The organism is Rhizobium hidalgonense, from assembly GCF_005862185.2.
GTDB lineage: Bacteria > Pseudomonadota > Alphaproteobacteria > Rhizobiales > Rhizobiaceae > Rhizobium > Rhizobium hidalgonense.
Genome location: NZ_CP054027.1, coordinates 522809 through 545560, shown reverse-complemented (window position 1 = coordinate 545560; position 22752 = coordinate 522809). Strand labels below are relative to the sequence as shown.

19 protein-coding genes are annotated in these 22752 nt (G+C 62.1%); 2 read left to right on the top strand and 17 right to left on the bottom strand.

What is annotated here, in order from left to right; genetic code table 11:
• The first annotated feature begins 159 nt into the window (after positions 1 to 159).
• Positions 160 to 1014: a MurR/RpiR family transcriptional regulator gene (locus FFM81_RS02580; protein WP_003566711.1), complete on the top strand. Its 855-nt coding sequence runs from the start codon at positions 160 to 162 to the stop codon at positions 1012 to 1014.
• A gap of 4 nt (positions 1015 to 1018) precedes the next feature.
• On the opposite strand, the gene FFM81_RS02575 is transcribed toward FFM81_RS02580, so the two are convergent.
• The 9 genes from FFM81_RS02575 to FFM81_RS02535 form a co-directional block, all read right to left on the bottom strand.
• Complete coding sequence (locus FFM81_RS02575) at positions 1019 to 2602, bottom strand: FGGY-family carbohydrate kinase (protein ID WP_003566714.1); 1584 nt, start codon at positions 2600 to 2602, stop codon at positions 1019 to 1021.
• Positions 2602 to 3291 (bottom strand): HAD family hydrolase, encoded by a 690-nt coding sequence (locus FFM81_RS02570; RefSeq protein ID WP_003566716.1) that lies wholly within the window; start codon positions 3289 to 3291, stop codon positions 2602 to 2604. The genes FFM81_RS02575 and FFM81_RS02570 overlap by 1 nt, the downstream gene beginning before the upstream one ends.
• A 96-nt stretch (positions 3292 to 3387) precedes the next feature.
• A complete protein-coding gene (locus tag FFM81_RS02565; protein ID WP_003566718.1) occupies positions 3388 to 4869 on the bottom strand; it encodes a mannitol dehydrogenase family protein in 1482 nt (493 codons plus the stop codon).
• An 83-nt stretch (positions 4870 to 4952) separates the two neighbouring features.
• Positions 4953 to 5951: an ABC transporter ATP-binding protein gene (locus tag FFM81_RS02560; protein ID WP_003566720.1), complete on the bottom strand. Its 999-nt coding sequence runs from the start codon at positions 5949 to 5951 to the stop codon at positions 4953 to 4955.
• A 17-nt stretch (positions 5952 to 5968) separates the two neighbouring features.
• Entirely contained in the window at positions 5969 to 6799 is an 831-nt protein-coding gene (locus tag FFM81_RS02555; RefSeq protein WP_003566726.1) for a carbohydrate ABC transporter permease, read from the bottom strand.
• Position 6800: 1 nt separating this feature from the next.
• A complete protein-coding gene (locus FFM81_RS02550; RefSeq protein ID WP_003566735.1) occupies positions 6801 to 7673 on the bottom strand; it encodes a carbohydrate ABC transporter permease in 873 nt (290 codons plus the stop codon).
• Between the two features lie 134 nt (positions 7674 to 7807).
• Complete coding sequence (locus FFM81_RS02545) at positions 7808 to 9118, bottom strand: ABC transporter substrate-binding protein (protein ID WP_003582446.1); 1311 nt, start codon at positions 9116 to 9118, stop codon at positions 7808 to 7810.
• A gap of 144 nt (positions 9119 to 9262) precedes the next feature.
• Positions 9263 to 10213, bottom strand: coding sequence for a sugar-binding transcriptional regulator (locus FFM81_RS02540; RefSeq protein WP_003566739.1), 951 nt, complete (start codon positions 10211 to 10213; stop codon positions 9263 to 9265).
• Positions 10214 to 10348: 135 nt separating this feature from the next.
• The gene (locus tag FFM81_RS02535; RefSeq protein WP_173883811.1) at positions 10349 to 10927 is read right to left on the bottom strand and encodes an exopolysaccharide biosynthesis protein; all 579 of its coding nucleotides are present in this window, start codon (positions 10925 to 10927) and stop codon (positions 10349 to 10351) included.
• Between the two features lie 331 nt (positions 10928 to 11258).
• Here FFM81_RS02535 and FFM81_RS02530 point away from each other — a divergent pair, with 331 nt between their 5' ends.
• Positions 11259 to 12182, top strand: a complete 924-nt coding sequence (locus FFM81_RS02530; protein ID WP_003566835.1) for an ROK family protein — start codon at positions 11259 to 11261, stop codon at positions 12180 to 12182.
• Here FFM81_RS02530 and FFM81_RS02525 read toward each other — a convergent pair.
• From FFM81_RS02525 to araH, 8 genes are all read right to left on the bottom strand, one after another.
• A complete protein-coding gene (locus tag FFM81_RS02525; RefSeq protein WP_138385305.1) occupies positions 12172 to 14082 on the bottom strand; it encodes a beta-N-acetylhexosaminidase in 1911 nt (636 codons plus the stop codon). The genes FFM81_RS02530 and FFM81_RS02525 overlap by 11 nt on opposite strands.
• Before the next feature lie 200 nt (positions 14083 to 14282).
• Positions 14283 to 17429, bottom strand: a complete 3147-nt coding sequence (locus FFM81_RS02520; RefSeq protein ID WP_138385304.1) for an efflux RND transporter permease subunit — start codon at positions 17427 to 17429, stop codon at positions 14283 to 14285.
• Between the two features lie 25 nt (positions 17430 to 17454).
• Positions 17455 to 18594, bottom strand: a complete 1140-nt coding sequence (locus FFM81_RS02515) for an efflux RND transporter periplasmic adaptor subunit (RefSeq protein ID WP_025417107.1) — start codon at positions 18592 to 18594, stop codon at positions 17455 to 17457.
• Positions 18595 to 18641: 47 nt separating this feature from the next.
• Positions 18642 to 19250 carry a TetR/AcrR family transcriptional regulator gene (locus tag FFM81_RS02510; RefSeq protein WP_138385303.1) on the bottom strand — a complete coding sequence of 203 codons (609 nt, stop codon included), beginning with the start codon at positions 19248 to 19250 and terminating at the stop codon, positions 18642 to 18644.
• A 241-nt stretch (positions 19251 to 19491) separates the two neighbouring features.
• Complete coding sequence (locus tag FFM81_RS02505) at positions 19492 to 19923, bottom strand: OsmC family protein (RefSeq protein WP_003566844.1); 432 nt, start codon at positions 19921 to 19923, stop codon at positions 19492 to 19494.
• Between the two features lie 208 nt (positions 19924 to 20131).
• Positions 20132 to 20911, bottom strand: coding sequence for an SDR family oxidoreductase (locus FFM81_RS02500; protein WP_003566846.1), 780 nt, complete (start codon positions 20909 to 20911; stop codon positions 20132 to 20134).
• 3 nt (positions 20912 to 20914) lie between these two features.
• Positions 20915 to 21802 carry an aldose 1-epimerase gene (locus FFM81_RS02495; RefSeq protein WP_138385302.1) on the bottom strand — a complete coding sequence of 296 codons (888 nt, stop codon included), beginning with the start codon at positions 21800 to 21802 and terminating at the stop codon, positions 20915 to 20917.
• Positions 21799 to 22749 (bottom strand): L-arabinose ABC transporter permease AraH, encoded by a 951-nt coding sequence (gene araH, locus FFM81_RS02490; protein WP_003566849.1) that lies wholly within the window; start codon positions 22747 to 22749, stop codon positions 21799 to 21801. Before araH ends, FFM81_RS02495 begins: the two co-directional genes overlap by 4 nt.
• Positions 22750 to 22752: the final 3 nt, after the last annotated feature.

The following is a 22752-nucleotide window of genomic DNA, read 5'->3' as shown; positions in this document are numbered from 1 at the left end:
TGGTAATAGAAAACTTGTCGAAAATTAAATGCTAATATAGTATTGTCGCCTATCAAATATGCATGAGCCTGAGAAGCAGCTTCCGAAATAGTTGCAAAGACGAGGGGTCGCAACAGCGCGTCCACGGAACGCCTCTGAGGAAAAACGGGGGAGGCTGATGTGGAAGACTTTGTGCAAAAGCTCAGGCAATACGCAAAAACCGGCACACCGGCCGAACGCCGTATCGCGAAATATTTCACCGAACACCTGAACGACCTGCCGTTTGAGACAGCGGCATCCGTCGCCGACCGGCTGGATCTGTCGCCGATGACCGTCGGGCGCTTCCTGCGCGCGCTCGGTTATCAGGGATTGGACAGTGTCAAAGTGGAGATTCGCGAGACCGTGACGACATCGCCGGCGCAATTGCAAAGCGCCATGAGCGAACTGCATCAGGACGCCGCCGAGGGCAAACCGCTCGCCGTGCTGGTTGCCGAACAGATCCAGGCGCTCCACCATATCTATCATCTGACGGCGCAGCCGCATTGGTCCGAAGCCGTCAGTCTGATCAGCACCGCCCGCGAAGTGTCGATCGCCACGCATGCCCGGCTCGCAAGCCTTGCCCATCATTTCTGTCAGCGGCTGACGCAAGCCCGTGACGGCGTGCGCACACTCGACGGCGCCGACAACCGTTTTGCCGAACTCTTCGCCCGGCTGGCCGTCGACGATGCGCTGCTCGTCATCATCGATTGTCGCCGCTTCGCCAAGGCGCGCCTGCTTGCCCGAACCGCCCGGCGCTACGGCTATAAGGTCGTGCTCATTTCACCGCAGCAAGCAGACTGGATGGCCGACCAGTCGAATGTCATGCTGCCCTTGCCGCCCGCGCGCGCCCCCGATCTCGACAATCTTCCGCCGCTGATCGCGCTACTCGATTGTCTCGCGGAATCCGTCATCCTCCAAGTCGGGGAAGAGGCAGCCCTTCGCCGCCGTCGCATGCTGGAATTTGCGACCGTTCTTGGCGAAACGGCGAACCACTGAGCCGTCACGGCATTGTTTCCAACTCGGCGCGGTGCCGGTGCATGGCGAGAAGACGGCGGTAGTCGCGGTCATAGAGCGTCTGTTTTGCCTTGTCGGGAAGCCGTTCATCGCCGCCAGGATACATCGCCTCGCCGGCCGCCGCCAGGTCCCCGTGCAAGCCGCAGGCGACGGATGCGGCGATCGCCGTGCCGAGCAGCACCGCCTCGTTCATCTTCGGCACCACGACCTTGCAACCGGTGGCATCGCTGTAGAGCTCCATCAGCACCGGGTTCTTTACATGCCCGCCGGCAATATGCAGCGTATCGGGCACGTAGCCGTATTCCTTCATCATTTCCAGGATATGGCGGATGCCGAGCGCAATCGCCACGGAGGTGCGCCAGTAAAGCGCGCAGAGGCCATCGAAGGACGTATCGAGGCTCAGACCGCTGACGACGCCGACAGCGTGTGGATCGGCGAGCGGCGAGCGATTGCCATGGAAATCCGGCAGCACGAAAATGCGCGCCCCGAAGCCCTCGCCCTCCTCGGCCCGCAACTCGGCAATGCGAGCGACGATCCTCTGATGCAGTGCTGCCGTCGGCTCGCCGCCGGCGGCATGCATGCGCACGATGTGGTCGAGCAGCGCGCCGGTCGCCGATTGCCCCGCCTCCACCAGCCAGGATTGGGGAAAGACCGCCTCATAATAGGGGCCCCACATGCCATGGCTCGGCTGGCGTTGCCTGGAGAAGGTGACAATACAGCTCGACGTGCCGGCGATCAGCGCCAGCTGGTGCTCGCGCTTTGCCGGATCGGCGGCATAACCGCCGAGTGCGCCGAGCGCGCCGGCATAGGCGTCGATCATCCCGGCCGAGACATGGCAGTCCGTTGTCAGCCCCAGCGCCGCCGCCGCCTCCGGCGTCAGCCGACCGACGCTGCCTCCGACCGGCACGGTCTCATCCGGCAGCTGGCCGCGCGCCTGAAGGTCCTCGAGACCGATCCGCTCCAGGAAATCCTGCTGCCAGCCCTTTTCGAGATGGGCGAGATAGTGCCATTTCGCCGTCAGCGTGCAGCGCGATCGGGCAGGCGATCCGGTCGATTTCCACGTCATGAAATCGGCGAGATCGAAGAAGTAGCCGGCCTTTTCCCATGTCGAGGGCAGCTTCTTCTTCAGCCACATCAGCTTCGGCATCTCCATTTCGGGCGACATGACATGCCCGGAATGTTCGAGCACGGAGTGCTCCGTCGCCGTGCAGAAATCGGCTTCCTTCAGCGCCCGGTGATCGAGCCAGACGATCGTGTCGAACCGCCTCTCGCCGCCGGTTGAAACGCTGAGCTGCCGGCCCTCGACATCGCGCACGACAAGCGAACAGGTGGCGTCGAAGCCGATCGCCCCGACCGAGGCGGCGGCGATCCCTGATTGCTCCATCGCCCTGCGCACTGCCATGCAGGCAGCCGACCAGATGTCTTCGGAATCGTGCTCGGCGTGGTTTTCGCGCGGTCGGTTCATCACGATCGGGTGTTCGGCCTTGGCAAGCAGACGGCCGCTGATATCGAAGACGCCGGCGCGCGCGCTGCCGGTGCCGACATCCACCGCAACCACATGATCACGCATCAAATCTTGGTCCCATCCAGCTTATGGTTGCGGACAAGGTGTATCAATTCAGACATGGCGTCAAACACCACATCAGGCGAAAGCCGGTCGAGTTCGGCGCGATAGCCGGCGAAGTTGGCATGCGATCCGCCGGTGAAGGCGAAGACCTTCATACCTGCCGCCTTGGCGGCGGCAATGCCGGCCGGACTGTCCTCGACGACAATGCAATGAGCAGGCTCCACCTGCATTGCACGCGACGCATGCAGGAAAAGATCGGGCGCCGGTTTGCCGCGCTTGACCATCGTCGCGCTGAAGATGTCGGGCAGTTTGTCGAGAAGCCCGGTGACCGACAGCGACAGCCGGATTCGTTCCAGCTGGCTGGATGAGGCGACGCAGCAGGGAATGTCGAGCCCGTCGATCGTCGCGGCGATACCGTCGATCGGCTTCAATTCGGTGCGGAAACGGGCATAGAGATCGGTGCGGATGCGCTCGAGGAATTCCTCATCGGCATGGACGTTGAATTCGGTTTCCAGCGTATCGATGAGCGTCGACAGGCTGCGGCCGAGAAAGCGCTCATAGGCTTGGTCCTCGGTGATCGAAACGCCGAGATCGTTCATCGCCCCGACCAGCACGCTGATCGAGATCGGCTCGCTGTCGACGAGCACGCCGTCGCAATCGAAGATGATCAGCCGTGGTTCAGCATCAGCCATGGAGGACCCAATCTCAGTTCAATTTCGGACGCACGACCGTCCCGCTTCCACGCAAGGCCGGACGGATGGCGGCAACGATGCCACCATCCGGATTGCCTACACTGCGAGCTTGCCGTCGAGATAGAGCTGCAGCGTCTCCCGCGTGCCTTTATCCCACAGAGTTTTGAGAGCATGGGCGAAACGCTTACGGAAAAGTTCGGATTTCGCCACCTCGCCGAAAATATCGTCGAAGGCGAGGAAGGCCGACGGATCGTCCTTGGCCTTCAGTGCCGCCGCATGCAGGCGCTCGGCGCTGGCGTCGTTGAAGACGATATCCTGGCCGCTGTCGGTTTTGCCGGCGAAATAGCGGCACCAGAGCGCCGAGACCAGCGACAGGCCGACGACATCCCGGCCCTGGCGGAGATTGTCGAGTGTCGACGGCAGGATGAATTTCGGCTGACGGTTCGATCCATCCTGCGCCAGCCGCGGAATGGTGTCGGCAATCTTCGGGTTGAGCAGGCGATGTTCGATCAGCGCGAAATAATCCACCAGCGACGTATTCGGTACCGGCGGCACGATCGGGATGATCTCGTCTTTCTCGAGCTTGGCGAGGAAGGCGCGGATCAGCGGGTCTTCCATCGAATCATGGACGAAATGAATGTCCATCAGCGCCGCCGGATAGGCGATCGCCGCATGCCCGCCGTTGAGGATGCGGATCTTCATATGCTCGTAAGGCGTGACATCGGGCACGAAGGTTACGCCGACCTTTTCCAGCGCCGGCCGTCCGGCGGTGAACTTGTCCTCGAGTACCCACTGCTTGAATTCCTCGCAATAAACCGGCCAATTGTCCTCGATCTCGAAATTGTCCCTGAGGAAATCGATCTCCCGCTGGCCGGTTGCCGGCGTAATGCGGTCGACCATCGCATTCGGGAAGGCGACATTCGCCCGGATCCACGCGGCAAAGCCGGGATCCGACAGTGCGGCCGTGCCGACCACGGCATTGGCGGTGACGATGCCGTTATGGGGAATGTTGTCGCAGGACATGACGGTGAAAGGACCGATACCCCTGGCCTTGCGCGCCTTCAGCCCGGCGACGATCAGACCGAACACCGTCTTCGGCGCGTCGGGATTCTGCGCGTCGGCAGCAATCGCCGGATGGGCCGGGTTGAACGTGCCTGATGCATCGATGAAATAGCCGCCCTCGGTAATCGTCATCGAGACGATGCGGATTTCGGGATCGGCGAGCCTGGCGATGATCGCGGCGGGATCGCCGACCGGCAGGATGTCGATCATCGGCGCGGTGACGCGCGCTGCCGTCCTGTTGTTGTCCTGCTCGACCACCGTCGTCAGGAAATCCTGTGCCGCGAGCTTCTCGCGCATGGCGGCATCAGACGGCAGCACCCCGGCGCCGACGATCGCCCAGTCATGATCCGTGCCCGCGTTGAAAAGATCATCGAGATAGATCGCCTGGTGGGCGCGGTGAAAATTGCCGACGCCGAAGTGCACGATGCCGGCTTTCAACGACGCCCGATCATATCCAGGGATGGCGGCAGTGCGCGCCGCGTCGGAAAGCGTTGCCAGCGATAGTTTGCACGTCATGTTTCAGTCCCCTTGAAGGTCTTGCCGAAACGGCCGGGCGCCATCGCCCGGCTCGTATGCCTGCCCCCAACCGGCGGCCTGCCTCAGATGGCAAGGCCGCCCTCGTTGAATTTGTGAATACGCGAACGGTCCGGCGTCAGATAGACCGTATCGCCCGCCTTGGCGGCAAAATCGCCGCTGCCGCGCGCCGTCACCATGCCGATCTCCCCGGCATCGATATGCAGAAAGGTGTCGGAGCCGAGATGTTCGGCGACCACCACCCTGCCCTTCCAGTCGCCACTCTCCATCGACAGCAGCATATGTTCGGGACGGATGCCGATCGTATGCGCGCCGAGCTGAGCCGCATTCTGGCCTTTGATGAAATTCATCTTCGGCGAACCGATGAAGCCGGCGACGAACAGATTGCGTGGGCGGCTGTAAAGCTCGAGCGGCGAGCCGACCTGTTCGATATTGCCCCTGTTCAAGACGACGATCTTATCGGCCATGGTCATTGCCTCGACCTGGTCGTGGGTGACGTAGACCATCGTCGTCTTCAGCTGCTGGTGCAACTCGCTGATTTCGAGGCGCATGTTGACGCGCAGCGCCGCATCGAGGTTCGACAACGGCTCGTCGAACAGAAAGGCCGAAGGCTGGCGCACGATGGCGCGGCCGATTGCGACGCGCTGGCGCTGGCCGCCGGAAAGCTGGCGCGGCTTGCGCTCCAGGTAGTCGGTGAGATTGAGCACCCGGGCCGCATCCGTCACCTTGCGGTCGATCTCCGCCTTGTCCATGTTCGCCATCTTCAGCGGGAAGGCGATGTTGTTGCGCACGCTCATATGCGGATAGAGCGCATAGGACTGGAACACCATGGCAAGGCCGCGCTCCGACGGCGCCTTTTCCGTGGCGTCGCGGCCGTCGATGACGATCTTGCCGCCGGAGACGTCCTCGAGGCCGGCGATCAATCGCAGCAGGGTGGACTTGCCGCAGCCTGATGGGCCGACGAAGACGACGAACTCACCGTCCTGGATGTCGAGATCGATCGAAGGGATGACCTTGGCTTCGCCGAAGACCTTGGAAACCTTCTGAAGGGTAATGCTGCCCATGTTTGTCTCCCTTTATCTTATTTCACAGCGCCGAAGGTCAGGCCGCGGACGAGTTGTTTTTGGCTGAACCAGCCGAGGATCAGGATCGGCGCGATGGCCATGGTCGATGCCGCCGAGAGCTTGGCATAGAACAGGCCCTCCGGGCTGGAATAGGATGCGATGAAGGCCGTCAGCGGCGCTGCCTTGGAGGCGGTGAGATTGAGCGTCCAGAATGCCTCGTTCCAGGCAAGGATGATGTTCAGAAGCAGCGTCGACGCAATGCCCGGCACCGCCATCGGCGTCAGCACGTAGACGATCTCCTTCATCAGCGACGCCCCGTCCATGCGGGCTGCTTCGAGGATTTCGCCGGGAATTTCCTTGAAATAGGTATAGAGCATCCAGATGATGATCGGCAGGTTGATCAACGTCAGCACGACCACCAGGCCGGTGCGCGTGTCGAGCAGGCCCGAATTGCGGAACAGCAGATAGATCGGGATCAGCGCGCCCACAGGCGGCATCATCTTGGTCGACAGCATCCACATCAGCACGTCCTTGGTCCGCTTGGTCGGCGAAAACGCCATCGCCCAGGCGGCCGGAATGGCGATGATCAGGCCGATCAGCGTCGAGCCGAAGGAAATGATCACCGAGTTCATGAAGTGGCTGAGATAGTTCGACCGGCTCTGCACTTCCGCGTAGTTCTCCGTCGTCCAGTGGAAGAACAGAAACTGCGGCGGCGAGGCGATGGCGTCGGCTTCCGACTTGAAGCTCGTCAGGAAGGTCCAAAGGATCGGGAAGAAGATCAGGATGCCGAGCGCCCAAGCGATCGCGGTGACGATGACCTTGCGCCGGGTTGTGACTTTTCTGGCCATCTCAAGCCTCCAGATTCTTGCCGACGAGGCGGACGAGGAAGATCGCGACGATGTTGGCAAGCACGACCGCCACGATGCCGCCCGCCGAAGCGCCGCCGATATCGAACTGCAGCAGTGCCTGGGCATAGACGAGATAGGTGAGGTTGGTGCTGTCGGTGCCGGGCCCGCCATTGGTGGTGACGAGGATTTCGGCAAAGACCGAAAGCAGGAAGATCGTCTGGATCAGGATCACCACGGTGATGGCGCGGGCCATATGCGGCAGGATGATGTAGATGAATTTCGAGATCGGCCCGGCGCCGTCCATCTCGGCCGCTTCCTTCTGCTCCTCGTCGAGCGACTGCAGCGCGGTCAGCATGATCAGGGTGGCAAAGGGCAGCCACTGCCAGGCAACGATGAGAATGACGGAAAACAGCGGCGCATTGGCCAGCCAGTCGATCGGCTGCAGGCCGAGCGCCTTGGCAAGATGTGCAAAGAGGCCGTTGACCGGGTTCATGAACATGTTCTTCCAGACGAGCGCTGCCACCGTCGGCATGACGAAGAAAGGCGCAATCACCAGGATGCGCACGATGCCCTGTCCGTACATCGGCTGGTCGAGCAGCAGCGCGAAGGCAATGCCGCCGATGACGGTGATCAGGAGCACGCCGGCAACGAGCACTAGCGTGTTGATCAGCGCCGCGAAGAAGGCCGGATCGGACAGGAAATATTCGTAGTTCAGGAAACCGACGAAGCTCTCCATGCCGGGGCTGAGCAGATTGTAGTTCAGCGTCGAGAAATAGATCGTCATCGCCAGCGGGACGATCATCCATGCAAAGAGGAGCAGCACGGAGGGCGCAATCATCAGGCGCGCTGCGGAGCGGGTATGCAAGGTTGCCATGGCAATCACCGATCTGATCTGAAGCGGGGAGCGGCCGCCGGAAAGCTTTGTCCGAAAAGTGGCCGCCGATGCAGTTCGGGCATCGGCGGCCCAGAGGGGCGGATTGTCAAGGATCCGCCTTGGCTCAGGAGGAGTTATTTAATGTAGCCGGCCTTGGTCATTTCGCGGGTTGCCAGCTGCTGTGCGCTCTTCAGCGCCTGGTCGACCGAAATCTGGCCGGCAAGGGCTGCCGAGAACTGCTGACCAACCGCCGTGCCGATGCCCTGGAATTCCGGGATCGCCACGAACTGGACGCCGACATAAGGGACCGGCTTGACGGTCGGCTTGGTCGGATCGGCCGAGTTGATCGAGTCGAGCGTCATCTTGGCGAAGGGAGCAGCCTTCTGGTAGTCCGCATTCGCATAGAGCGACGTGCGGGTGCCGGGAGGTGCGTTCAGCCAGCCTTCCTTTTCAGCGACGAGGTTGGTGTAGTCCTTGCTCGTGGCCCAGGCGACGAACTTCTCGGCGGCTTCGACCTTCTGCGAGCCTGCCGGGATGGCGAGGTTCCAGGCCCAGAGCCAGTTGCCGCGCTTGCCGAGGCCCTTGTCCGGGGCGAGCGCGAAGCCGACCTTGTCGGCGACCTGCGACTGCTTCGGATCGGCGACGAAGGAAGCGGCGACCGTTGCGTCGATCCACATGCCGCACTTGCCGGTCTGGAAGAGCGCCAGGTTCTCGTTGAAGCCGTTGGAGGAAGCGCCCGGAGGGCCGGCATCCTTCATCAGCTTGACGTAGAAGTCGAGCGTGTCCTTCCATTCCGGCTGATCGAACTGCGGCTTCCACTTTTCATCGAACCAGCGGGCGCCAAAGGAATTGGACATCGCCGTCAGGAAGGCCATGTTCTCGCCCCAGCCGGCCTTGCCACGCAGGCAGATGCCGTAGATTTCCTTGTCCTTGTTGGTGATCTTGCGGGCAGCGTCCGCAACGAAGTCCCAGGTCGGGGCGTCGGGCATCTTCAGGCCGGCGGCGTCGAACAGGTCCTTGCGGTACATGACCATCGAGCTTTCACCGTAGAACGGCGCCGCATAGAGCTTGCCGTCCGTGGTCAGGCCGCTGCGGATCGCCGGCAGCAGATCGTCGACGTCGTAGTTGGCGCCGAGATTGTCGAGCGGCAGCAGCCAGCCCTGTTTTGACCAGATCGGAACTTCGTAAGTGCCGATCGTCAGAACGTCGTACTGGCCGCCCTTGGTTGCGATGTCGGTCGTAACCTTCTGGCGCAGCACGTTCTCTTCGAGGGTTACCCATTCAAGGTCGATGCCGGGATTCTTCGCCTTGAAATCATCCGTCAGCTTCTGCATCCGGATCATGTCGCCGTTATTAACGGTTGCGATCGTCAGCGTCTCGGCCGAAGCCATGCCGGCAAACGCCAGCGCTGAGCAGGCGCCCAGCAGAAAAGTTCTCAATGTCATATCTTCCTCCCAGAAGATGGGTGTGAGCATTCGCTTCGCTCGTGGGCAATTACTCAACAAACAATAAAGAATGTCAATCGGCAATCGTTGCTGCGGTGCCGAAGGCAGCAGCTATCCACTTGATTTAAAAGAAGTATTTTTTGCTCAATTCCTGAGCAAAAACTCAGCCGTCTCTTCGTCGGTAATCAGCGCATTGATTTGCTGGCCGACAACGGCGGCCCGGATCGCCTTGAACTTGCGCTTGCCCTTGGCGAGCCCAATGACCATCGACGCGTCGCGGGATGGGATCGGCGCCGAGGCGACGCGTTCGTTGATCGGGTTGTCGAGCAACCTGCCGTCGACGTCGAAGATCCAGCCGCAGATCTCGCCGACGGCGCCGCCGCGCATCAACTCCATCATCTCGTCTTTCTCCAGGAAACCGTCGACGCAGAGCGGCCCGTCGATGCCGAGCTCGCCGATGCCGACGAAGGTGACGTCGGCCTGCGCGCTCATATCGAGCGTCGAGCGCACCAGCTGCTGCCCATGCAGCAGCTCCCGCTCTTCCGCCGAGGTGACGAGCACCGGCAGCGGCATCGGATAGTGCCGCGCCTTGACCGCATCGGCCATGCTGAAGATGACGTTGTAATAGGCGGCCGATCCGTCCGGCGCGATATTGCCGGTCAGCGAGACGATCCGGTGATTGGGACATTCGATCGCCGGCAGCTGGTCGACGGCCGCCTTCAGCGTACGGCCGGTGCCGACGGCAAGCACGATCGGCTCGGCCCGTTTCAGCCACCGCTCGATCTCGGCCGCGGCCGCCTCGGCAATACCGACGGTCGCCGACGATCCGGAATCGCTCGGCACCACCTCGACATGTTTCAGCCCGAATTTCCGCCGCAGCTGATTGGCGAGCTCCAGGCAGGCGGCGATCGGATGATCGAGCCGCACCTTGATCAGACGCTCGGCAACCGCCAGCGATACCAGCCGCTGCGCCGATTGCCGCGAGATACCCATCGCGGCGGCGATTTCATCCTGCGTGCGCCCGGCGACGTAATAGAGCCAGCCGGCACGTGCCGCATCGTCGAGGCGTGCCGCGGTCTCGGATCTTTTTGCCATTCAATGCCTACCACGCAAAGTGAGCCGGCGGGCCGCCGCCGAACATGATTTGAAATTGTATCGCGCCAGATCAAAACAAAATTCCGGCAAATGTCGAGCCTGTTGAAAAGCGCTCCGCCAAATAACCGACGTTACTCAGGCAAACCATTGCATGACGAGATAGATCGCCGCCTTCCCCAGGCCGTAAATCACGCCGCCGGCAATGACCAGCGACACGGCCGTCATGATGAAGCCGATCAGCGCGAAGAGCCCGTCGCGGCCCAATATGCCGAAAGCGAAGACGGAGATCGTGATCGCCGGCAGCATATTGCCGAGCGGGACCGGCAGCAGCAGCACGATCGACAGCAGCAGGCATGCCGCCCCGGCAAGATATTCCGCCGGCGGCTCGGCGAAGATCGCCAGCCTCGGCTTCAGCATGCGCTCGGCCCAGGCGAGCCGGCGGTGGATACGGCCGACAATGGTTTCGAAATCCTCCCGCCGCATTGACCGGTCGGCAATCACCTTCGGCAGCCAGGGTTTCAGCCCGAAGGTCAGCTGTGCTGCCAGAAAGATCAACGGCGCGCCGAGCACTGCCGAAGTTCCGGGCGGCGTGGGAAAAGCGTTCGGCAGCGCGAAGATCAGCATCAGCGCACTGATCGCCCTGTCGCCCATCGTCTGGAACAGGTCGCCGATCGAAATCCGCTCCCGGCTCCGGTCGGCGGCCAGCTGCCGCAGGATGGATGAAAGGCGACGGCCTTTGGGACGTGGCGGACGCGGTCTTCTGCGTCTGTGGGAATCGGCGTTTTCGATGGTCATTGATCCGGGAAATGATGGAAGTGTAGGGCCGAATTTTGGCGATGCAATATGCCAATTGAATGACTTGCGGGGTTAGAAATGGCGGCAGGGGCGGCGATCATGTCCGCCCCACACCGTGCACTACCCCCTCTGCCCTGCCGGGCAGAAGGGTGACACGCGGCATACCCAAGCCCGACGCCAAACGAAAAGCTTGTAATTCCCGCCCAACAGTGCGAGCAGACGCCGAAGACCAGAAAAACGGCAGCGTGCAATGATCATTTCATTCGACATCGGCGGCTCCGCCATCAAGGGCGGCATCGCCCGCTCCGAGACAGACATCGTCCCCCTCGGCCGCCGTCCGACGCCTCGGGATGATTTTGCCGCTTTCGTCGACACCTTGCGCGCCATCACCGCCGAGACCGGCGAACAGCCGAGCGGCATTGCACTGTCCATCGCCGGCGTTGTCGATCCCGATACGCAGCGCCTGATCTGCGCCAATATCCCCTGCATCCATGACCGCACGCTCGCGGCCGACCTCGAAGCCGAGCTCGGTTTGGCCGTGCTGATCGCCAACGACGCCGACTGTTTCGCCATGGCCGAAGCGAGCCTCGGCGCCGGCCGCGGCCACCGCATCGTCTTCGGCGCCATCCTCGGCACCGGCGTCGGCGGCGGCCTGGTTGCCGACGGGCGCCTCGTCAACGAGGCCGGCGGTTTCGCCGGCGAATGGGGTCACGGGCCGATCATCGCGTCCAGCGCCGGCAATCCGCCCGTCGCCATCCCCGCCTATGCCTGCGGCTGCGGCCAGACGGGCTGCGTCGACACCGTCGGCGGCGCCCGCGGCCTGGAGCGGCTGCACAAGACGCTGCATGATCTCGACCTGACGAGCGAAGAGATCATCGCTCAATGGCAACAGGGTGAGGAAAAGGCGACACGCACCATCGACGTCTATGTCGATCTCGTCGCCTCGCCCTTGGCGCTGACCATCAATATCACCGGCGCCACCATCGTGCCGGTCGGCGGCGGGCTGTCCAACGTCGAGCCGCTGCTTGGCGAACTCGATCACGCCGTGCGCGCCCGCACCCTGCGAAAATTCGACCGCCCGCTGGTGGTCCGCAGCGAATGCCGCATCGAACCCGGCCTGATCGGCGCCGCGTTGCTGGGGCTGAAGGCGGAAGCGTTGCTTCCTAAAGCATAGGCCACATCCGCACGATCGCCGCGAACCGGTCCCAGTCCTTGCGTTCCAGCGGCGTCCAGGCGGCTTCGGCGACGGCCGGAAGGCGCGGGAAGACCAGTCGGTTGAAATAGGCGCGAGAGAGGAAGTTTTCAGTCCAGATGCAGGACTGGATGCCGCGCATCTTCTCCTGCAGCGCGTCCGGCAATTCGCCCTCGGCCTTATAGGCGTAGCTATGTTCCGGCGGCGCATGGCCGGCCCAGCTGGCACCGGGCTCATCCCAGGCTTCGGCCTGCGCCATGTCGAGATAATAGGCTTGGCCCGGCGTCATCACCACATCGTAGCTTTGCTGCGCCAGCTCGATCCCGACCGCAGGCTTTTCCCAGGCCATCAGCAGCGTGCCGTCGCGGTCGACGCCGCCGCCATGCGACACCTCGTTCCAGCCGGCGAGCTTCCTGCCGCGCTCCGACAGCATCGCCTTGATGCGTCTCAGGAAATAGGATTGCAGTTCGGCGGTGCCGGCGAGCCTCTCCCGCTCCATCAACGCCTTGCAGAGCGGCGACGACAGCCAGGCGCCCTGCGCCACCTCGTCTCCGCCGATATGGATATACTCACCGGGAAACAGCGTCGCTATCTCGTCGAACACCTTGCCGAGAAATTCATAGGTGAATTCGACCGCTGGGTTGAGGGCATTGTTGGGATAACCCTGCACCGCGCGGTAGCTGTCCGGCGCCTCCTGCCCGTCGACGAGTGCGGGCAGCGACAGCAGCGTCGCTGTGCTGTGGCCGGGAATGTCGATTTCCGGCACCACCTCGACATGCAGCGAAGCGGCATGCGCGACGATCCGCGTGACATCCTCCTGCGTGTAATGGCCGGAGCGCGGTTCGGCCCCGTCGCCGAGCTGCGGCACGAGCACCTCATTCGGGCCGCGGCGCGCGCCGATCTCCGTCAGCGCCGGATAGGCCTCGATCTCCAGCCGCCAGGCTTCATCGTCGGTCAGGTGCCAATGAAAGATGTTGAGCTTGTTCCAGGCGAGGATATCGATCAGCCGCATGACGTCGGCCACCGGATAGAACTGTCTGGCCACATCGAGATGGCAGCCGCGCCAGTCATAACGCGGCTGGTCGGCGATCGTGCCGAAATTGGGGAATTTGAAGGTCTCCCGATCGGCGCGCGCCCCGTGCATGAGCTGTGCCAAGCTGATCAGCCCGTAGTGCCGACCCGCCGCATCCGCAGAGGAGAGCACGATCTCATGCGCGGTAAAGCGCAATTCATAGGCAAACTCAGCGATTGACGATTCGGTGACGAAACGAATAGGGCGCCCGCCTTCGACGGCACTCAGCGAAAACGGCACGTTGTCGGCAGGATAGAGCCGCTGGTAAAGCGCGAGCACCAGGCAAAACGCCTTGATCGCATTGGGCCGCGTCTTCCCCGCCGGATAGAGGACGACCGGCAGCTCTCCCGCCTTCAACGCCAGCGCCAACGGCCAGGGCAGCAGCGAATAAGGCTGCTCGACCCGGCCCGGCGGCAGAAGTGGCGGCGCCACACCGCCATCCAGGCCTTCGTGAATGAGATCGCCGAAACCGACGGGAACATGGCGCCCGTCGCCAAGTGTCAGATAGGCCGATTTGGCGCCTGCTGTCGCATGTCTCGGCTCCCGGGTCAGCCCTTCGACGGTAAATCGCCAGTGCCCACCCGGCTGCACGCTCAGCCCCTCGGGCGGCAGGAATTCATGGAAATGCGCGACCTGCCGCTTGAGGCTGCCGCCGTCGCAGACGTGTTTGTCGGCAACCCGTGTCTCCGACGTATAGGCGAGCGAGAAGCCGGACAGCGGCTCGGCCGAAAGATTGAAGAGCGTGACGGTCAAGCGCCCGAAACCGCCTTCGACCGGGCGCCAGCTTGTTTCCAGACGATAATCGGCCATGGTCGCGCTCTCTCCCCGTCAACGAGCAGCAGCGATCGCGGCTGCTGTCCCGGCATGCTCCCGCAAGTTTAGCTCTTTCGAGAGGTCAAGGGAATCAGCGCGAACACGGACGAAGCGGCCGCAATGAGAATCCGCTGCAAGACTTTAGAGAGGAACCAGTGGCCCGAAAGGAAAACGGCGCGGCTTTCGCCGCGCCGTCCTCACTCGGCTGCCAACGCCGGCGGACGTCTGTCATCCGCCTCTTCCTGGATGGCGTCGGCATCCCGGCCTGGCTCGTCCTTCGCCTTCGGCTCGCGACCGAAGAAAAGGGCGTAACCGGCGGGCAGAACCAGAATGGTGAGCACTGTGGCGACGAGGATGCCGCCCATCATCGCATAGGCGAGCGGCCCCCAGAAGACGCCACGCGAGATCGGGATCAGCGCCAGGACGGCAGTCAGCGCCGTCAGCATGATCGGCCGGAAACGCCGGACGGCGGCGCCGACGATCGCCTCCTGCCGGTGCATGCCGGCCTTGATATCCTGATCGATCTGATCGACCAGGATGATCGAGTTGCGCATGATGATGCCGAGCAGCGCGATGACGCCGAGGATCGCCACGAAGCCGAAGGGCGCGCCGCTGATCAGCAAGGCGGCTGCGGCCCCAATGATGCCGAGCGGCCCGGTGGCGAGCACCAGCATCGCCTTGCCGAAATGCTGCAGTTGCACCATCAGCAGCACGATGATGACGGCGAGCATGATCGGCGCCTTGGCGGCGATCGACATCTGGCTTTCCGCCGCATCCTCGGCGCCGCCCTGGATCTCGACATTGTAGCCGGCCGGCAGACTGTCGCGCAGGTCCTTCATGTCGGCATACATCTTCGTGACAACGTCATTCGGCTGCACGCCATCGGGCAGCGTCGCTCGCACGGTGATCGTCGGCAGCCTGTCGCGCCGCCATTCGATGCCCTGCTCCATGACAGGCACGACCTTGGCGACCTGCGAGACCGGCACGAAACCGCCGAAATCCGTCGGGACATAGACCGAGTTGACCGCCGACAGCAGCGAGCGGCTGGCATCCGGCTCGCGGGCGACGATCGCGACCGTTTCCTCGCCATCGCGGAAATCGTCGAGCGGCGCCCCGGACATGGCGGTCTGCAGCATCTGACGCACGCGCTGCGAGGTGACGCCGAGAGCGCGTGCGCGATCCTGGTCGATCACCAGCTTCATCGCCGGCACCTGCTCCAGCCAGTCGTCGTGAATGGCGCCGAGCATCGGGTTGGCCTCAAAGCGCGCCTTCACCTGATCGGCAATCGCTCGCACTTCCTGGCGGTCAGGCCCCATGACGCGCATCTGCACCGGCCAGCCTGTGGGCGGGCCGAGGAAGAGCCGGTCGACCTTGCCGCGGATCGACGGGAAGTCTTCCGCAAGGATCGTGCGCAGCTTGACGATCAGCCTTTCGCGGGCCGGTTCGTCATTGGCCATGACGAGAAGCTGGGCGAAGTTCGGGTTGCGCAGCTGCTGGTCGAGCGGCAGGAAGAAGCGTGGCGCGCCTTCGCCAATATAGGTGGCGATGAACTTCTTGTCGGGATCGTCCATCATCTTGGCTTCGAGCGCCTTCGCCTGGACCTCGACCTCCTTGAGGCTGGTGCCCTCGGGCAGCCAGAGATCAACGAGAATCTCCGGCCGCGAGGATTGCGGGAAGAAATTCTGCGGAATGAACTGGAAGGCCCAGAGGCTGGTAACGAAGGTGCCGAGCGTCAAGAGCAGCACGATCACCTGGTGGCGAACCGCCCAGCCGACCGTGCTGCGCAGGCGGCGATAGAAGCGTGTATCAAAGGCGTCATGATGCTCGCCGGCGTGATGGCGCTGCTTGAGGATCATATAGCCGAGCCACGGGGTGAAATAGACGGCGACGAACCACGAGGTCACCAGCGCGATGCCGACGACATAAAACAGCGAACGCACATATTCGCCGGCCGTCGATGCGGCGAAGCCGACGGGAATGAAGCCGGCCGTGGTGATCAGTGTGCCGGTCAGCATCGGGAAGGCGGTCGAGGAATAGGCAAAGCTTGCCGCTTCGATCTTGACCAGACCCTCCTCCAGCTTGCGCTCCATCATCTCGACGACGATCATCGCATCGTCGACCAGCAGGCCGAGCGCGATGATCAGCGCACCGAGCGAGATGCGCTGCAGGTCGATGCCGAGTTCGTACATCAGCGCGAAGGTGGCGGCGAGCACCAATGGAATGGCGATGGCGATGACGAGGCCCGAGCGCCAGCCGATCGACAGGAAAGAGACCACAAGCACGATGACCAGCGCTTCACCGAGCGCATGCATGAATTCGCTGACCGCATCCGTGACCACGTCGGGCTGGTTGGCGATCTGATCGACCGCGACGCCATAGGGCAAAGCTTCTTCGAAGCGCTGGTAGGTCGCTTCGACGCCCTTGCCGACATCGGTCACATTGAAGCCCTTGGCCATCACCACGCCGACCTGAACGCTGTCATGGCCGTTGAAACGGTATTTGCGCTGATAGGGATCTTCGAGCCCGGAACTGACGGTGGCGATATCGCCGAGCCGTGTCACCTGGCCGCCGGCGCGAAGCCGCAGCTCGCGAATATCCTCCGCCTTCTTGACGTCGCCTTCGACGGAGATGCGCACCGAGCGCACGCCGGTATCGACCGAGCCTGCCGGATCAATATTGTTCTGGCCCTTGATGGCGTTTTGCAGATCGAGGATCGTCAGGCCGCGCTCGGCGAGCGCCTTGGACGAGACGTCGATATAGATCTTCTCAGGCTGGTCGCCGATGATAACGGCTTTCTCGACACCCGGTGTCGTCAACAGCATGTCGCGCGCCTGGATCGCGAATTTCTTCAGTTCCGGATAGGAATAACCGTCGCCGCTGATCGAATGCAGCGTGATGAACGTGTCACCGAACTCGTCGTTGAAATAGGGGCCGAGCAGGCCCTGCGGCAGCTCGCTGGAGATGTCGCCGACCTTCTTGCGCACCTGGTAGAAGGCATCCGCCACCTCCTGCGAATTGGTATCGCCCTTGACCTGCAGGGTAATGATCGCGCTGCCGGCCCGGGTGTAGGACTTGACCCAGTCGATATGCGGCGTTTCCTGCAGTTTGCGCTCAATCTTGTTGACGACCTGGTCTTCCATTTCCTGAATGGAAGCGCCCGGCCAAATCGCCTGCACGACCATGACGCGGAAGGTGAATTCGGGATCCTCGCGCTGGCCCATGCGCATCAGGCCGAGCACGCCGGTGATGATGATCAGCCCGAAGAGGAAGCGGGCGATGCTCGGATGTCCGATCGCCCAACGCGATAGATTGAAGGGCCGCTTTTCGGTGGTGTTGGCGTCCATGGTTTTCTTCCCTTTTGCGACGCGATCAGCGGACCGTCTGGTCCGTGTCGGCCAGCGCCGACTGCTGGTCCGGCACCTTCACCTTCAGGTTTTCGCTCATAAACTGCGTGCCGGCGGAAACGACGAGATCGCCGATATCGAGGCCGTCGGTCACATGCACGCCGTCACCGGTGAAATCGGCGACCTTGATGTCGCGGCCATGGACGGTCGCCGTATCGCGGTCGACGGTCCAGACCATCTGCTTGCCGTCCTTCTCAGCCAGCGCGCTGAGCGGGATCGAGACATAGTTGTTGCCGTTGCTGACGTCGGCTTCGATCGTCGCCGTCATGCCGAGCAATACCTGCGGATCGTTCGGCAGGCTCACACGAACTGCAAAAGTACGCGACTGCTGATCGGCGCTGCCCGAAACCTCACGCACCTTGCCGTCGAGCACCAGTCTGTCGTCGGCCCAGAAGCTTGCTTTGACTGTCTTGCCGGGCTTGAATTCGGCAATGTCGTTTTCCGGAACCGCAATCTGCACTTCCTTCTCACCATCGACGGCGACGGTGACAACGGGAGTGCCGGAGCCGACGACCTGGCCAATATCGGCATTGATCGCAGTCACGATACCGTTCTGGCCGGCCTTGAGATCGGTATAGCTTACCTGGTTCTTCGCCTGGTTGAGCGCGGAGAGCGCGGCATCGCGCTGCGAGATCGCCTGGTCATGGCTGAGTGCGGCCTGTTCGAGCTGCGATTTCGGAGCAACGCTCTTGTCGAAAAGCTGCTCGGCGCGCTTGTTGGCAAGATCGGCGGTTTCGACACCCCTTTCCGCCGCGGCGAGATTGGCTTCCGCCGTCTTGACCGCGAGCTGGTAATCGGTGGAGTCCATCCGGGCGAGCACGTCGCCCGGCTTCACCTTGTCGCCGATATCGACGAGGCGTTCGATGATCTTGCCAGCGACGCGAAACCCGAGGTTCATCTCCGTGCGTGCCTTGACCGAGCCCGAATAGTCGAGTTTGCGCGTGTCGCCGGCCTTGGCGATTTCGACGACCTTCACCGGCCGGATAGCTTGCTTGACCTCAGCTTTCTCTTCCGAGCAGGCGGAAACGCCGATGCCGATAGCACTGATGAGCATGAGGCTGGCGACGGACGGCATGCGAGGGCTGAAGGTCTTGAGCGAAAACATCGTCCGCACTCCTGAATCGTTGGGGGGTCGACGGCGGCGGCCGTCCGTTATTTCTTCAGCGCTCTGATCACATAGTCGATCAGTTCGTCGACGCTGGCGCGGTTGGTTTTGGCAAGACATTGCGCCACCATCTGCGGGTGGCAGAGATTGATCGTCGCCGCGCCGAAGCAACGCGAGGCAACGACCGGGTCCTGTTCGGCGAATTCTCCGGCGGCAATGCCTTCGGCGATGATTTCGGCAATCAGATCATGGACGCGATCGATATGTTTCTCGATGACGTGCCAGTCGCGTTCGATCGCGACGACGATCATCTCGTGCACCTTCATCTCGTCGAGCATCAGGTCCAGCGTCAACTGATGCTGGGTCTGGACATAGCGGCGCAGCCGCTCCTCGGCGCTGATCGGCTGGTGACGGATGTCGTAGGCGATTTGATAGGCTGTGGCGAGCATGCGGCCGCATAGCGCCTGGTGGATTTCCACCTTGGAGGCGAAGAAACGATAAATATTGGCTGGCGACATGCCGAGATCGCGGGCAATGTCGGCCACCGTCGTCTTGCTGTAGCCGTAGTGACGGAACAGCCGCTCGGCCGCATCGAGAATGCGTGTGACATTCTCCTGCCGAGTGACGTCGATCGTGTGCTCCGCGATGTCGTTCATGAGTTTCGATGCCTTGAATTACGACTGACGAATTTTGAATTTCGTCAGTCGTAAAATATTAAGCGTCACTTGTCAATACTGCGCGGCGCAACCCGGCTGCCTCGAGGGACGGGCGCGATTGCAGCCTATGCGTGTCTGTTTGGGAGATATAAGGGATTTCGTCAAGCGTTCGAACGATATCGAAAGAGACGAAAAGTGCCGCGACGCAAAACGCGCGCGGCACATCGCTATCAGCAGCAGGTCAGTCGAGCTTGACTTCGAGCGTGATCGGAACGGCGGCAAGCGCTTTGGAAATCGGGCAGCCGGCCTTCGCCTTGTTGGCGAGTTCGGCAAAGGTTGCCTCATCGGCGCCGGGAATACGGCCGGAGAGCGAAAGATGGATTGCGGTGACGGCAAAGCCGCCCTCGACACTTTCGAGCGTCACCTTGGCGGAGGTTTCCATATGCTCGGCGGTGAAGCCGGCTTCACCGAGGATCAGCGACAGCGCCATGGTGAAGCAACCAGCATGGGCAGCACCGATCAACTCTTCCGGATTGGTGCCGGGAATGCCTTCGAAGCGGCTGGCAAAGCCGTAGGGATAATCTTTCAGAGCGCCGCTCTGCGTCGAGATCAGGCCTTTGCCGTCCTTGAGACCACCGGTCCAATGGGCCGAAGCCGTGCGATTGATCTGCATGCCGTCCTCCTGTTTTCGATTGTGTTTTCAGAGCATGATGCCGAAAAGTGTGAACGGTTTTCGGACAACATCATGCTCCAACTATTTCCAGCAGCGGCGGCGCCGCTCCACGCCTGCGGGAGATCAGGTTGGCCCTCCCGACAGGCAATATAACGCTCTATCTGCAGAAGACGACAGGCTTGTAAAAATCTGCTGCAATCCGACCTGTTCAGGCGGGATGCTGCTGCACGCTGAGGCCGCCATCAATCGTCAGGCAGGTGGCGTTCATGAACGGGCACTCATCGGAGACCATGAAAACCGCCGCCATGGCGATCTCCTCCGGCGTCGCGATGCGGCCGCCGGGATGCAGCCTCATCGTCTCGGCCTTGGCCGCCTCCGGATCGGGGAAGCTGTTCCAGTAGTCGATCACCTTTTGCGTCGAGACGTAGCCTGGCGCCAGTGCGTTCACCCGGATATTGCGGGCCGCATATTCGAGCCCGAGCGACTTCGTCATTCCTAGCAGCGCGTGTTTTGCCAGCGGATAGGGAAATGTATGCGGAATGATGGTGAAGGCGTGCGTCGAGGCGACATTGAGGATGACGCCGCCGCCCTGTTCGATCAAGCCGGGCAGTACCGCCTTGCAGCAGTTCCATGCACCTTTGAGATTGATGTCGAAGCAGCGATGCCATTCGTCATCCGTCGTCTCGAGCGGCTCGGCAAAAACATTGACCCCGGCATTGTTGACGAGTGCGTTCAGCTGTCCGATCTCTTTACTGGCCCGCGCGACCGCCGTCGTGATCGTCCCGGCATCGGTAATGTCGGCCGGCAGATAACCGAGCCGTCCGCCGCTGCTCTGGAGTTTTTTTGCCGCCTCCGCCAGCAGCACGCCATCGCGATCGATGAGAAAGACAGCGGCATTTTCCCGGAGAAAAGCCTCCGCGATCGCAAGGCCGATACCCTGCGCAGCGCCTGTTATAAGGATGTTTTTGCCTTGCAGGCGGTTGCCCATCTTTCACCCCTCCGGTTGAGCCGGCAGCGGCGACATCAGGATCGTCACCTTGCCGGCAAGTACGTCACCCGGCGCAAGCGGTGTGAGCCCACCGAAGTCAGGCAGGTGATGGCCGTTCGGCAAATGGCTCATCGGCTCGAGACAGAAGAAGTCGCTTCGATCGACCGGCATATAGAGCATGAAGCGATCGAAGCCGCCGTCGGCTTCCAGCGCCGCCTGAATTCCGAGTTCCGGCCAGGCGATGGCGGCCCGCCTATTCCAGCCCTCGAAGGCATTGTTCATCCATGTCTGCGGCAACAGCTTGCCGGACCTGAAATCGAATTCGTTAGGTACGGGGCCGGGCATATCGGGAAGATGATCGGGCCGCTCGTTCCAGTAACAATTGGCCGCAATCGTCAGCCTCGTCTTTGGCGTGCGCGCAAGGAAGGGATGCTGGCCCAATCCGAAGGGAAGAGCGGTTTCGCCCCGGTTTTCAACGGAAAGCGTCAGCACCAGAGTATCGCCGGCGAGACGGATCTCCTGCCGGGTCAGATACGCATAGGGTGAAACCTCGTCGGCGCTGCGGGAAAAGGAGAACTGCGCATGCTCCACGCTGGCCTCTTCAAGCTGCCAGAGGCCGAGCCAGCCGTCACCGTGCCGATAGAGCGGATCGGACGTATTCGGCTGGAAGGCATAGTCGCGTCCGGCAAAGGACATGGCGTTGCCTTCTACGCGATTGCCGAATGGCACCATCGCAAAATTTGCCATCGCACCATTCGGCCCGCCGGCGGCCACGAAAAAGGGCATCTTTCGATACGTCGCGGCGGCGACCGCCGCACCCCGACGGCTGACGCGGACGGCGAGATCGCCGCGCGTGAGTACGATGTCGCCCCCGATCTCTCCGTCACTCATCCACGCCGTCCCGCAGCCGAAGATCTCAAATTGTCGAGCAGCACGGCGATCAACAGGATCAGGCCGCGCACGACATACTGATAGAATGCCTGGATATTCAGGAGATTCATAACGTTTTCGGCAATACCCATGATCAGCACGCCGACGATGACGCCGCTCATCGCAGCCCGGCCGCCGGCCAGCGAAACGCCGCCGAGAACGCAGGCCGAAATCACCGAAAGCTCAAGCCCCGTCGCCGCATTCGGCTGACCGGAGGTAATGCGCGATGCCAGCAAAATGCCGGCGATACCGCAGACCAGACCCTGCAGCGCAAAGATCCAGATGCGCATGTTGACGACGTTGACACCCGCAAGCCGCGACGCCTCCGGATTGCCGCCTATTGCCAGCGTGTTCTTGCCGAAGACGGTGCGGTTGAGCACGAAACCGAAGAGGACAAAAAGGAGCAGCATGATCCAGATCGGCGTCGGCACGTTCAGGAAACGCGACAGGGCAAGCTGGTAGAAGGCAGGATCATTGATACCGACAGCGCGGCCGTCCGAGGCGATCAGCGCCAGGCCGCGCACGATCTGCATGGTCGCGAGTGTGGTGATCAGCGCGTTGATGCGGAAGCGGGCAATGACGATGCCGTTGACGAAACCGACGACGGCGCCGCACAGCAGGGCGGCCAGCAGCCCGACGGGAATGGAACCGGTTGCGTTCGAGGCCATCACCGCGACCATGCCGGAGAAGGCGACAATCGAGCCGACCGAGAGGTCGAAGTCCCGGGATGCCAGGCAGAACATCATGGTGCAGGCAACGATGCCGATCGTGACGACCGATTGCAGCAGCCCCAGCATGTTGCGTTCGGTCAGGAAGTTCGGCACGAAGAGCGAGACGATCACGAAAGCGGCGGCGAAAATCACCACCAGCCCCTGTTCGCCGAGAAGGATTTTTTTCAACGAATTCATCGT